Origin of the sequence: Corynebacterium sp. KPL2850 (assembly GCF_040225855.1) — a bacterium.
GTDB lineage: Bacteria > Actinomycetota > Actinomycetes > Mycobacteriales > Mycobacteriaceae > Corynebacterium.
Window position 1 is genome coordinate 13,155 of record NZ_JBEHFV010000015.1, and the last position, 12,497, is coordinate 25,651.

The 12,497-nt window shown below is 60.4% G+C and carries 9 protein-coding genes; 7 read left to right on the forward strand and 2 right to left on the reverse strand.

The genetic code is table 11. The annotated features are described in order from the left end of the window. Positions 1-221: 221 nt before the first annotated feature. Positions 222-1,745 carry an MFS transporter gene (locus tag ABRP93_RS06425; protein ID WP_349887322.1) on the reverse strand — a complete coding sequence of 508 codons (1,524 nt, stop codon included), beginning with the start codon at positions 1,743-1,745 and terminating at the stop codon, positions 222-224. Between the two features lie 159 nt (positions 1,746-1,904). Between ABRP93_RS06425 and ABRP93_RS06430 the strand changes: the two genes are divergently transcribed. The 3 genes from ABRP93_RS06430 to ABRP93_RS06440 all read left to right on the forward strand — a co-directional run bounded on the left by ABRP93_RS06430 (position 1,905) and on the right by ABRP93_RS06440 (position 6,112). Continuing rightward, positions 1,905-3,650 carry a pyruvate dehydrogenase gene (locus ABRP93_RS06430; RefSeq protein WP_349887323.1) on the forward strand — a complete coding sequence of 582 codons (1,746 nt, stop codon included), beginning with the start codon at positions 1,905-1,907 and terminating at the stop codon, positions 3,648-3,650. Between the two features lie 216 nt (positions 3,651-3,866). Further along, positions 3,867-4,571 (forward strand): response regulator transcription factor, encoded by a 705-nt coding sequence (locus ABRP93_RS06435; protein ID WP_005279568.1) that lies wholly within the window; start codon positions 3,867-3,869, stop codon positions 4,569-4,571. Between the two features lie 14 nt (positions 4,572-4,585). Continuing rightward, positions 4,586-6,112, forward strand: a complete 1,527-nt coding sequence (locus ABRP93_RS06440) for a sensor histidine kinase (RefSeq protein WP_349887325.1) — start codon at positions 4,586-4,588, stop codon at positions 6,110-6,112. Here ABRP93_RS06440 and ABRP93_RS06445 read toward each other — a convergent pair. After that, positions 6,109-6,537, reverse strand: a complete 429-nt coding sequence (locus tag ABRP93_RS06445; RefSeq protein ID WP_023023872.1) for an HIT family protein — start codon at positions 6,535-6,537, stop codon at positions 6,109-6,111. The two genes, ABRP93_RS06440 and ABRP93_RS06445, sit on opposite strands and share 4 nt — an antisense overlap. Positions 6,538-6,571: 34 nt before the next feature. Between ABRP93_RS06445 and purD the strand changes: the two genes are divergently transcribed. The 4 genes from purD (at position 6,572) to ABRP93_RS06465 (ending at position 12,496) form a co-directional block, all read left to right on the forward strand. After that, positions 6,572-7,846 carry a phosphoribosylamine--glycine ligase gene (gene purD, locus ABRP93_RS06450; RefSeq protein WP_349887326.1) on the forward strand — a complete coding sequence of 425 codons (1,275 nt, stop codon included), beginning with the start codon at positions 6,572-6,574 and terminating at the stop codon, positions 7,844-7,846. 33 nt (positions 7,847-7,879) lie between these two features. Beyond that, positions 7,880-9,319: an adenylosuccinate lyase gene (gene purB, locus ABRP93_RS06455; RefSeq protein WP_349887358.1), complete on the forward strand. Its 1,440-nt coding sequence runs from the start codon at positions 7,880-7,882 to the stop codon at positions 9,317-9,319. A 53-nt stretch (positions 9,320-9,372) separates the two neighbouring features. Beyond that, the gene (locus ABRP93_RS06460) at positions 9,373-10,266 is read left to right on the forward strand and encodes a phosphoribosylaminoimidazolesuccinocarboxamide synthase (protein WP_198010514.1); all 894 of its coding nucleotides are present in this window, start codon (positions 9,373-9,375) and stop codon (positions 10,264-10,266) included. 106 nt (positions 10,267-10,372) lie between these two features. Continuing rightward, positions 10,373-12,496, forward strand: coding sequence for a S9 family peptidase (locus tag ABRP93_RS06465; protein WP_023023864.1), 2,124 nt, complete (start codon positions 10,373-10,375; stop codon positions 12,494-12,496). The last annotated feature ends 1 nt before the right edge of the window (position 12,497 follow it).

The following is a 12,497-nucleotide window of genomic DNA, read 5'->3' on the forward strand; positions in this document are numbered from 1 at the left end:
TGTTCCCTTTTCATAACTGTTCAAAATAGTACAGTTATTGCAGGTGAAGCGGGTAAACTGCACGGAAAAACCAAATGCTACATTCATCGCATAACCAGCACAAACTTGCGACTTGCATAGCGTAGGTTGCGAGTTCAAGTCTCGTCTCCAGCTCAAAAACTACCCCCTAGCTGCGCAAACAGTTAGGGGGGTAAAAGTTTACAAGTCAGCCAGGTGGCTATTTACCCGCTACTTTGCGCAGACAGCGCCCCAGACTTCGGGTTATCGCGGAAGCACCAGGCGGTTAGTACCGCGAAGATGAAGGTGGTGCAGGCAAGCCCGCCGACGGTGAGGAAATACGCGGAATCATACGCCGCCGCGGCGGTGTCGTGCGTGGCGGGTGATAGGAGTGCGTCGGTGCCTTGCGGGGCGAGGGCATCGGGAAGCTTGTGCGTCATCAGTAGCGGTACGAGGGAGCCGGTTATGGCGATGGAAAGCAGCGTGCCGAATTCGTAGGAGACGGCTTCCACGCCAGAGGCCATGCCCGCCCGGTGGGACGGGGCGGCATTGATGATGGCGGTGGAAGAAACAGACATCGAGGAGCCAGCACCTAAGCCGGTAAGGATGAGGCCGGTAATAAATACCGCGAGGTTATCGGCGCGGTCGGCCCAGATGATGCCCAGCATGCCGATGGACATGCTCAGGAAACCGCCGCTGATGATGGGCAAAAAGCCCACGCGGTGCAAGATGGTGCCGCCCACAATGGCGGTGGGGATGGCCGCAACCGCCATGGCGGAGATGAAAAGGCCGGCGTCGAGGGGCGAGAGGGCATCGACAAGCTGGAGCTTTTGGGTGGTAAGCAGTTCAAGCCCCGTAAGGCCAAACATGGCGCCACCGGCGGTAAGCACGCCGCCGGTAAAAGTGGGTGAGTGGAAGATGTCAAAGGTTAAAAGCGGATCATTAAGCCGGCTTTGCCGGTGGGCAAAGGCTGCGGCGCCGAGTAAGAAAGCGGCAATGGAACAGGCCAGCAGCGCGACATTGATCTGGGTGGCCGCTGCGGTCTTAATAGCTAGGACCAGGCTGGACAGGGTGATAAGCGCATAGAACGAGGAGGGGAAATCCCAGTGCTTGTGCGGATTCGGCAGGTTGGGTGGGCTAAGTAGGAAGGTAAGGATGATGGCGAGGGCCACGATGGGCACGTTGATCAAAAAGACGGAGCCCCACCAGAAATGCTCTAGGAGGAATCCGCCCACGGTGGGCCCAGCGGCAGCGCCCACGACGGCGACAGAACTCCAGATACCGATGGCTTTATTGCGCTCTACCTCATTGGGGAAGGTCAGGCGGATAAGTGCCAGGGTAGAAGGCAGCATGATGGCAGCGCCCAAGCCCAATAAAGCCCGGCCGGCGATGAGCAACCAGGCATTGGGCGAATAAGCCGCAACGAGGGAGGCGGTGCCAAAGGTGGCCAGGCCAATGAGGAACATCAGGCGGTGGCCAATGCGATCGCCCAACGTGCCGGTACCGAGGAGCAAGCCCGATAAAACCAGCGTATAGGCATTGATGATCCACAATTGCTGCATGTCTGTCGCGTGCAGCTGCTGCGTTAGCTGAGGCAGTGCCGTATAAAGGATGGAATTATCCAGGCCCACCATGAGCAGCCCCAAGGACACCACGGCAAAGAAGGACCACCGCTGTGCTGGGGTGGAGGGCGCCGCGGCCGCGCGGTGCGGGGGCTTAGTGGCAGTATCAGGTGACTCGATGCTCATCGCTAGAAACCGTAGCGAATCAGTGTGTGATAATTCAGGTTAGTATTGCCTTCCTCACAGATAGGCCGGTGGTGTGAGTATGCAGGAATTGCTGGACTTTCCTGCACGTTTAGTAGCACAGTGGTACTAGAACAGTTAAAGAGTTAAGGATGATGTTTAATGGCACGCAATTACGCAGAACAACTTGTTGAGACGCTAGAAAAGCAGGGCGTCGAGCACATTTATGGCCTCGTGGGAGACTCCCTCAACCCGATCGTGGACGCGGTGCGCCGCTCCTCCATCGAGTGGATCCACGTGCGCAATGAGGAAGCAGCGGCCTTTGCCGCCGAGGCGGACTCGCTGACCACCGGCAAGCTGGCCGTTTGCGCGGCCTCCTGTGGCCCGGGCAATACCCACCTCATCCAGGGCCTTTATGATGCCAACCGCAATGGCGCCAAGGTGCTGGCCCTGGCATCGCACATTCCTTCCCGCCAGATTGGTTCCCACTTCTTCCAGGAAACGCACCCAGAGCAGATCTTCCAGGAGTGCTCCGGTTACTGCGAAATGGTCATGTCCGGTGACCAGGGCGGGGTAGTGCTCCACCACGCCATCCAGTCCACCATGGCCGGCAACGGCGTGTCCGTGCTGGTTATCCCTGGCGACGTTTCTACCGAAGAGGTTGATGATGACACCTTCGTAGAATCCAAGATCTCCTCCGGCCGCCCCGTGGTTTACCCGGACCCGGCCGAGGCCGCAGCGCTGACCCAGGCCATCAATGAAGCCGAGTCCGTCGCCTTCTTTGTCGGCGCCGGCGCGAAAAATGCCCGTGAGCAGGTGCTGCAGCTGGCGGAAAAGGTCAAGGCCCCCATCGGTCACGCGCTCGGCGGCAAGATGTACATCCAGTACGATAACCCGTTTGACGTGGGCATGTCCGGCCTTTTGGGTTACGGCGCCGCGCATGAGGCCACCCATGAGGCAGACCTGCTGATCCTCTTGGGCACGGACTTCCCATATAACGACTTCCTGCCTAAGGGCAATGTGGCACAGGTGGATATCAACGGTGCCCATATCGGCCGCCGCACCAAGATCTCCTACCCCGTGACCGGTGACGTTGCCGCCACCATCGACAACATCCTGCCGCACGTGGAGGAGAAGAAGGACCGCTCCTTCTTGGATAAGATGCTGAAGAAGCACTACGACAAGCTGGAGCACGTCGTGGAGGCTTATACCTCCAACGTGGAAAAGCACACCCCGATCCACCCCGAGTACATCGCGGATCTCATTGACCAAGAAGCCGACGATGACGCCATCTTCACCGTCGATACCGGCATGTGCAACGTCTGGGGCGCGCGCTACATCACCCCGAATGGCAAGCGCGAGCAGATCGGTTCCTTCCGCCACGGCACGATGGCGAACGCCCTTCCGCAGGCCATCGGCGCGCAGCAGGCTAATCCTGGCCGCCAGGTCATTACCTTCTCTGGCGACGGCGGGCTGTCCATGCTCATGGGCGAACTGCTGACGGTTAAGCTGCACCAGTTGCCGGTCAAGATGTTCGTGTTCAATAACTCCTCGCTGGGCATGGTCAAGCTGGAGATGCTGGTAGGTGGCATCCCGGAGCACGAGACCGACCACGAGTCCGTGGACTTTTCCAAGATCGCAGAAGCCGCCGGCATCAAGACCTTCCGAATCGAGGATCCGAAGCAGGCTCCGAAGCAGATCAAGAAGGCCTTGGCTTATAACGGCCCTGTGCTTATCGATGTCGTCACTGACCCCAACGCCCTGTCCCTGCCACCGACGCTGACCTTCGATCAGCTCCTGGGCTTCTCCAAGGCCGCTACCCGCACCGTCTTCGGCGGCGGCGTGGGCTCCATGCTGTCCATGGCCAAGTCCAACCTGCGCAATATCCCGCGCCCGCAGGACTTCTAAGCTATAACTGCCAAATAGCGCGCTATCCACGCTTCCTTTTTCTTACCGCGGATTCCGTTCCACGGTTGGGAAGGGGAAGCGTGGCTTTTTTGCTTTCACAGGTTTCAGTCAGAAACTTATCAGTAGGCTAGAAACTGGGTTTGCCATGATGGTTTAGTGAAGCTTGCACGCACGCAGGTGTGCAGATGACAGGAAGTAATAGGAGCTACAGGACGCATGGAAGACAATAAACTTGCCAAAGTCCTCGTCGTTGATGACGAGCCGAATATCGTGGAGCTTTTGACGGTATCGTTGAAGTTCCAAAATTTTGAGGTCTACAGCGCCAACTCGGGCAATGAGGCCCTGCGCGTGGCGCGCGAGGTCAACCCGGATGCCTACATTTTGGACGTCATGATGCCGGGGATGGACGGTTTTGAGCTCTTGGGCAAGCTGCGCCAGGAAGGCCTGGATGGCCCAGTGCTGTATCTGACCGCCAAGGACGGCGTGGATCAGCGCATTCACGGCCTGACCATCGGCGCAGATGATTACGTCACCAAACCCTTTAGCCTTGAAGAGGTCATCACCCGCCTGCGCGTGATCATGCGCCGCGGCGGTGCCGCCGAGGAGTCTTCTAACGACGCCACCATGAGCTATGCCGATCTGACCTTGAATGACGATACCCACGAGGTCACCAAGGGCGGCGAGCTCATTGAGCTTTCTCCCACGGAATTCAACCTCCTGCGCTACCTCATGCAAAACAAGGAAGTGGTGCTCTCCAAGTCCAAGATCCTGGACAATGTCTGGCACTATGACTTCGGCGGCGATGGCAACGTCGTGGAATCCTATATTTCTTACCTGCGCCGCAAGATCGATACCGGCGATACGCAGCTTATCCACACCGTGCGCGGCGTTGGCTATGTGCTGCGCACCCCGCGATCCTAAACTGACGTTTTATAATGGCAGATTCACAGGAGAACCCAGCTGCGGGAAGGACCGCGCAGTCCCAGCCCCAGCAGCCGCAGCAGCCGCCAAAGAAGTGGCATGAGCAGCTGGATCAGCTGCCGCAGCAGGGACAGGGAAAAAAGAAGCGCTCCAAGCGCGACTACATCAAGCAGATCCCGCAGGCGATGCCGCTTCGCACCTGGCTTGTGGTTCTCCTCGTGGTCATCTCCGGCCTCGGGTTGACGGGTTCGTCCTTTGCCGTGAACTCGATCATGCGCAACGTGCTGTATAACAACGTCGATAGCGAACTGCGCTCAGCGTCGTCTTCCTGGGCACGCGATGTGGGCAATGACTTCTTTTTAGGTGATCACACCAAGCGCCCGCCCACGGAATACGTGGTGCTCAATTACCTTCCGGATGGCACGATTCGCTATTCCGGTCCCACCTCCACCACCCCGGACGTGGAGGGCGTTCCCTTGGGCGGGTACCCCACGACGGTGGGCTCGATTGAAAATAACACCAAGTGGCGCGCGCTGGCCTTTGCGGATTCCAATGGCGTTATCACCGTCATTGCCAAGGACATGACCCATGAAAAGGAGATCCTGCACGGCCTTGCCATGGTGCAGGTATCCATTGCAGCGATTGCCTTGGCAGCCATGGCCGGCGTGGGCTTCTGGTTTATCCGCAGGGCGTTGCGGCCGCTGCGGGTGGTGGAATCGACGGCATCGGAAATCGCGGCCGGTGATTTGGACAAGCGCGTGCCTGAATGGCCGCTGCATACGGAGGTTGGCCAATTGGCCGCCGCGCTCAATATCATGCTGGGCCACCTGCAGCGCTCGGTCGTTACGGCGCAGGAAAAAGAGGAACAGATGCGCCGCTTTGTCGGCGATGCCTCCCACGAACTGCGCACCCCGCTGACCAGCCTGCGCGGTTACACGGAGCTCTATCGCTCCGGGGCGACAAACGATGTCGATCTGGTCTTTTCCAAGATCGATAAGGAATCCAAGCGCATGTCGCTGCTGGTAGAGGATCTGCTTGCGCTTACCCGCGCGGAAGGAACGCGTCTAGACCTGCGGCCGGTGGACCTTCTGGAGCTTTCCCTTTCGGTGGGATCGTCCGCGCGCGCTGCCTTCCCCGAGCGCGAGGTCAAGGTGGTCAATAATGCGCAGTCCATCCCCGTGGTCAATGGCGATGCAGACCGCCTCCACCAAGTTCTGCTCAACTTGATTACCAATGGGCTGCGCCACGGCGGCGAGGATGCCACGGTCACCCTGCAGTTGCGCCGCGACAACAAGGACATCCTCGTGGATGTCATCGATGACGGCAAGGGAATGTCGTCCGAGGACGCCGCCCACATCTTCGAGCGCTTCTACCGCGCGGATTCCTCGCGCACGCGCGATACCGGCGGATCCGGTTTGGGCCTTGCCATCGTGCATTCCTTGGTGGAACAGCACGGCGGCAGCATCAGCGTGGACTCCAAGTTGGGCCAGGGCACCACCTTTACGGTGCGCCTGCCCGCGCTGGAGGAACCAGAGGACTAGTCCTCGCGGTAGCCATCCTCGTTGGTGCCTAGGTGCTGGCGGATGCGCGCGGCCGCCTCATCCATGGCGGCATCGTCGGTGTCCTCGGCGGCATAGGCCTTGGAAAAGTCGTACTCTTCCATCTTCTCGGTGGGGAAGAGGTGGATGTGGGTGTGCGGCACATCGAAGCCGGCGATGACGTAACCGGTGCGCGGGGTGTCGTACGCGTTCTTGATGGCCTCACCGATTTCCAGGGCCACCTCGTTCAGGTGCGCCCAGGTCTGCGGATCCAGGTCGGTCCACTTATCCACTTCCTCTACGGGCACGACCAGGGTGTGGCCGTAGCGCAGCGGCTCGATGGAGAGAAATGCCACGCAGGTCTTATCGCGGTAGACAAAGCGGGCGGGTAGGTCACCAGTGATGATTTTGCTAAATACAGAAGCCATAGCTGCCAGGCTACCCCCAGCTATGATGGTGGGCATGCGCATTCTCGTAATTGGTTCGGGCGGCCGTGAACACGCCCTCGTGAAAGGACTGCACGCTGATCCACAGGCTACGGAGATCCACGTCGCGCCCGGCAGCGCGGCCATGGAACCGCTGGCTACCCTGCACCCGGAATACTCCCAGGTAGATGATCCAGAACGCATGGTGGAACTGGCCCGTGAGATCAATGCTGAGCTCGTGGTCATCGGCCCTGAGGTGCCGCTGGTCGCCGGCGTGGCGGATGCGCTGCGCGCAGCAGGCATCGCCGTCTTTGGGCCGAATAAGGACGCGGCCCAAATTGAAGGCTCCAAGGCCTTTGCCAAGGAAGTCATGGAAGCCGCTGGGGTCAAGACGGCCCGCGCGCAGCAGGTGCTACCAGGCGCTAGCGATACCGATATTGAGGCCGCGCTGGATAATTTTGGCCCGCAGTTCGTGGTCAAAGATGATGGGCTGGCAGGTGGCAAGGGCGTGGTAGTCACCGGCGAGCGGGCCGCCGCCCGCGCGCATGTAGATGCGGTCTTAGGCGCCGGCAATCCGGTGCTCTTGGAATCTTTCCTGGACGGGCCTGAGGTATCGCTATTTTGCCTTGTCGATGGCGAGACCGTCGTGCCGCTCTTGCCCGCTCAGGACCACAAGCGCGCCTACGATAATGACGAGGGCCCCAATACCGGCGGCATGGGCGCGTACACACCGCTGCCGTGGCTGGGCAAGGACGACGTGCAGCGCATCGTCGACGAGGTATGTACCCCGGTTGCCAAGGAAATGGTGCGCCGCGGCACCCCCTATTCCGGCCTGCTCTATGCCGGGCTAGCTTGGGGCGACGAGGGCCCAGCGGTGGTGGAATTTAACTGTCGCTTTGGTGACCCAGAAACCCAAGCGGTGCTCTCGCTCCTACAGTCCCCGCTGGCGCAAGCGCTCAACGCCACCGCCACTGGCACGCTGGCAGAACTCGAACCCCTTCAGTGGGAAGACGGCTATGCCATCACCGTGGTCATGGCGGCAGAGGGATACCCAGCCTCGCCCCGCAAGGGCGATGCCATCACGGGCGAGGGCCTCGAGGATCCAGAGCGCGTGCTGCACGCCGGCACGAAACGCTCCAATGGGGTATTCCAAAGCAATGGTGGCCGCGTGCTCAACGTGCTGGGCAAGGGCGACACGCTAGATGCCGCGCGCGAGAATGCCTACGCCACCGTCCAGGGCATTGAATTTGCGGGAGGGTTTGTCCGTGGGGACATCGGCAAGCGTGCGGCAGCCGGTGAAATTTCTATCTAGCAAGTAGCCACGGGGGAGGGCAGGCATGGAATAATAAGCCACGTGGCTGAGAAGAAGAATATCCCCAACGTCCTGTCCTCCCGTTATGCTTCTGCGGAGCTTGCCAATATTTGGAGCGCGGAGCATAAAATCATCCTCGAGCGCAAGCTATGGATCGCCGTGATGCACGCCCAGAAGAACCTGGGCGTGGACATCCCCGCCAAGGCCATTAGCGCGTATGAAGCCGTTATCGAGGACGTAAACCTCGAATCCATTGCTGAGCGCGAGCGCGTCACCCGCCACGATGTGAAGGCCCGCATCGAAGAATTCAATGCGTTGGCCGGCTACGAGCACATCCACAAGGGCATGACCAGCCGCGATCTCACCGAGAACGTGGAGCAGCTGCAGATCCACACCTCGCTGGAAATCATCCGGGATAAGGCCATCGCCGTGGTCTCGCGCATCGGCCGCCACGCCGCCGAGTACCAATCCCTGGTCATGGCCGGGCGCTCGCACAACGTGGCCGCGCAGGCCACCACGCTGGGCAAGCGCTTTGCCACCGCCGGCGATGAAATGCTGCTGGCCATCGAGCGCGTGGAAGACCTGCTGTCGCACTACCCGCTGCGCGGCATCAAGGGCCCCATGGGTACCTCGCAGGACATGCTGGATCTCATGGGCGGTTCCGAGGATAAGCTCGCCTCCCTAGAGACCAATATTGCGGATTACCTAGGCTTCCGCCGCATCTTCAACTCCGTGGGCCAGGTGTACCCGCGTTCGCTGGATTTCGATGCCATCTCGTGCCTCGTCTCCCTGGGCACCGCCCCGGCATCGCTTGCCACCACCATCCGCCTGATGGCCGGCAACGAGACCGTCACCGAGGGCTTCAAGGAAGGCCAGGTGGGCTCGTCTGCCATGCCGCACAAGATGAACGCCCGCTCCTGCGAGCGCGTGACCGGCCTGCAGGTCATCCTGCGTGGCTACCTCACCATGGCCGCAGGCCTCGCCGGCAGCCAGTGGAACGAGGGCGATGTCTCCTGCTCGGTGGTGCGACGCGTGGCGCTTCCCGATGCCTTCTTTGCCATCGACGGCCAATTCGAAACCTTCCTTACCGTGCTCGATGAATTCGGAGCCTTCCCCGCCATGATCGACCGCGAGCTGGAGCGCTACCTGCCCTTCCTCGCCACCACCCGCATCCTCATGGCGGCGGTGCGCGCCGGGGTGGGCCGCGAGACCGCCCACGAGGTCATCAAGGAAAACGCCGTGGCCGTGGCCCTGAATATGCGCGAAAACGGCGGCAACCAGGACTTGGTCCAGCGCCTTGCCGCAGATGACCGCCTGCCCATGGACGAGGCCGAGCTCGAAAGGGTCCTCGAGGATAAGCACGCCTTCATCGGCGCCGCCGAATCCCAAGTCTCCCAGGTCCTAAACCGCATCAAGGCCCTTGTGGGCGAGCACCCCAAGGCCGCGGCTTATACACCGGGCGAAATCCTTTAGCGCTGTGCGCGGGCTTACGTTCCCGCGCACGCCCGCGCGTTATGATGAAGACCATGCGTCCTGAGCTTTCTTCTTATACCCATGTAGCCTCCGGTAAAGTCCGCGATATTTACGATGTGGATGACACCACCCTGCTGATGGTGGTCTCTGACCGCATCTCCGCCTACGACTTTGCCTTGGAACCGGCCATCCCTGATAAGGGCCGAGTTCTCACGGCCACCTCGAAGTTCTTCTTTGATGCCATTGACTTTCCCAACCACCTCGCGGGACCGCTTGATGATGAGCGCATTCCGGAAGAATGCTTGGGTCGCGCCATGGTGGTCAAGAAGCTAGACATGCTGCCCTTTGAGTGCGTGGCACGCGGTTTCCTTACCGGCTCCGGCTTGAAGGAATACCAGGCCGACGGCACCGTCTGTGGCATCGAGCTGCCCGCAGGCCTTGTCGAGGCCTCCCGCCTGCCCGAACCCATTTTCACCCCTGCTACGAAGGCGGAGCAGGGCGATCACGATGAGAACGTCTCTTTCGAACACGTGGCAGATAAGCTCGGCCGCGAGCGCTCCGAGGAGCTACGCGCGGCTACCTTGCGCATTTACGCCAAGGCAGCCCAGCTGGCGGAGGAGAAGGGCATCATCTTGGCCGATACCAAATTCGAGTTCGGCCTCGATGCGGATGGCACGCTCGTGCTTGCCGATGAAGTCCTCACCCCCGATTCCTCCCGCTACTGGCCCGCAGATTCCTACGTGGAAGGCGAGGTCCAGCCCTCCTTTGATAAGCAGTACGTGCGCGATTGGCTGACTTCTGATGCCTCCGGCTGGGATAAGTCCTCTGAGACCACCCCGCCCGCGCTTCCCGATGACGTCGTTTCCGCCACCCGCCTGCGCTATATCGAGGCCTACGAAAAGCTATCGGGTGAGCGCTTCGCGGACTTCCTTGCGCCGCGTTCCTAGCCGCCCAGGCCGGTCTAGGCCGGATAGGGCAACCGCGCGTTAGCTGGTTGCCCACGGCTGTTGCCCGCCGCTGGGGCATAACCGGTGACGCGTACAGTGGTAGGGCATGAGTGATGAAAAGACGACCGCACCGGTAGCCCCAGTCCACCCCGTAAAGCGCGAATTTCACGGCCGCGAATTCGTGGATAATTACGAGTGGCTACGCGATAAGCAATCGCAGGAAACCCTGGATTACCTCAATGCCGAAAACGATTACACGGCGGCGCATACCGGGCACTTGGATGCGATGACGGAGAATATCTTCCAAGAGATTAAATCCCGCATTAAACAAACCGATATGTCCGTGCCAGCCCGCCGCGGTAAGTACTGGTACTACGGCCGCTCCGAGGAGGGCAAGAACTACGGCTATTCCTGCCGCATCCCGGTAGAAGAAGGCAGCGATCCCTGGACCGCACCGGTGATTCCGGAAGAAGGAAGCCCAGAAGGCGAAGAAATTATCTTGGACGCCAATGCCCTGGCAGAGGGAAGGGACTTCTTCGCCCTTGGTGCGGCCTCCATCTCAGATTCCGGCCGCTACTTGGCCTATTCCGTGGACTTCGCTGGCGATGAGCGCTTTGAACTGTCCATTAAGGACCTCGATACCGGAGAGCTGCTGGACGATCACCTCACCGGCATTTTCTACGGCGCTACCTGGGCAGGCGACGGCTATATCTTTTACTCCACGGTGGATGATGCCTGGCGCCCGGATGCGGTGTGGCGCCATAAGGTAGGCACCGAGCAATCCGCGGATGTGCGCGTCTTCCATGAGGAGGATGAGCACTTTAACGTGGGCATCGGCAGTGCCCGCTCCGATAAATACCTCTTCATTGGGGTGGGGTCGAAGATTACCTCGGAAGCCTGGGTGCTAGATACGGACAACCCAGAAGGCGAATTCCGCCCGCTGTGGACGCGCGAGACCGGCGTTGACTACGACGTAGACCATGCCGTGGTGGGCGGCGAAGACTACTGGATTGTCACCCACAATGCCACCGGCCCGAACTTCGCGGTGGGCTATGCCAAGGTCGATGAGGATCTTCCCGCCCTGCGCGAACTGCCGGAGCTTTTGGCACACGATGACACCACCCGAATCGAGGGCGTGGACACCTACCGCGACCACATGGTGGTGGGCTACCGCCGCGGTGGCATCGGCCGCGCCGCCATCATGCGCGTTGGCGATGACTTCGGGGAATTCGAAGAACTCAACTTCAACGAGGAACTCTTTACCGTCGCCGTGGACGGCAACCCGGAATGGGACGCGCCGGTAGTCCGCGTGAACTACGTGTCCTATATCCAGCCCGCGCAGCTTTTTGATTACCGCGTGGATACCGGCGAGTACACGCTGCTAAAGGAACAGGAAGTCCCCGGCGGCTATGTTCCGGATGATTACGTGGCCTACCGCATCTGGTCGACCGCCAGCGATGGCACCAAGATCCCAGTCTCCGTGGTGCACCGTTCTGACTTGGACCGCACCAAACCCAATCCGACGCTGCTGTATGGCTACGGCTCCTACGAGGCCAGCATGGACCCGTACTTCTCCGCGACCCGGCTATCGCTCATGGACCGCGGCATGATTTATGCGGTTGCCCACGTGCGCGGCGGCGGCGAGATGGGCCGTCAGTGGTACGACGACGGCAAGATGCTGCAGAAGAAAAACACCTTCACCGATTTCATCGCTGTGGCTGATGACCTCATCGAGCGCCGCGTGACCACCCCGGACCAAATGGTGGCCGAAGGTGGATCCGCCGGCGGCATGCTCATGGGCGCCGTGGCGAATATGGCACCTGACCGCTTTACCGCTATCCAAGCCGTGGTCCCCTTCGTGGACCCGCTGACCTCGATGCTCATGCCAGAGCTTCCCCTTACCGTTCCCGAGTGGGAAGAGTGGGGCGATCCGTACCACGATCCGGAATACTACGACTACATGAAGTCCTACTCTCCCTACGAGAATGTTGAGGCCAAGGACTATCCGGACATCTTGGCTATCACCTCGCTGAATGATACCCGCGTGCTGTATGTGGAACCGGCGAAGTGGATTGCGCAGCTGCGCGCTACCGCCACCGGCGGCGAGTTCCTGCTCAAGACGGAAATGGCCGCCGGGCATGGTGGCGTATCCGGCCGCTACGATAAGTGGCGCCAAAACGCCTTCGAATACGCCTGGACCATCAATAAGGCCACCGGTCTTACGGAATAAC

Bases quoted from the DNA above. Each gene is read 5' to 3' on its own strand.
- ABRP93_RS06465 (WP_023023864.1), top strand. From the start codon at position 10,373: ATGAGTGATGAAAAGACGACCGCACCGGTAGCCCCAGTCCACCCCGTA.
- ABRP93_RS06425 (WP_349887322.1), bottom strand. From the start codon at position 1,745: ATGAGCATCGAGTCACCTGATACTGCCACTAAGCCCCCGCACCGCGCG.
- ABRP93_RS06440 (WP_349887325.1), top strand. From the start codon at position 4,586: ATGGCAGATTCACAGGAGAACCCAGCTGCGGGAAGGACCGCGCAGTCC.
- purD (WP_349887326.1), top strand. From the start codon at position 6,572: ATGCGCATTCTCGTAATTGGTTCGGGCGGCCGTGAACACGCCCTCGTG.
- ABRP93_RS06435 (WP_005279568.1), top strand. From the start codon at position 3,867: ATGGAAGACAATAAACTTGCCAAAGTCCTCGTCGTTGATGACGAGCCG.
- ABRP93_RS06460 (WP_198010514.1), top strand. From the start codon at position 9,373: ATGCGTCCTGAGCTTTCTTCTTATACCCATGTAGCCTCCGGTAAAGTC.
- ABRP93_RS06430 (WP_349887323.1), top strand. From the start codon at position 1,905: ATGGCACGCAATTACGCAGAACAACTTGTTGAGACGCTAGAAAAGCAG.
- ABRP93_RS06445 (WP_023023872.1), bottom strand. From the start codon at position 6,537: ATGGCTTCTGTATTTAGCAAAATCATCACTGGTGACCTACCCGCCCGC.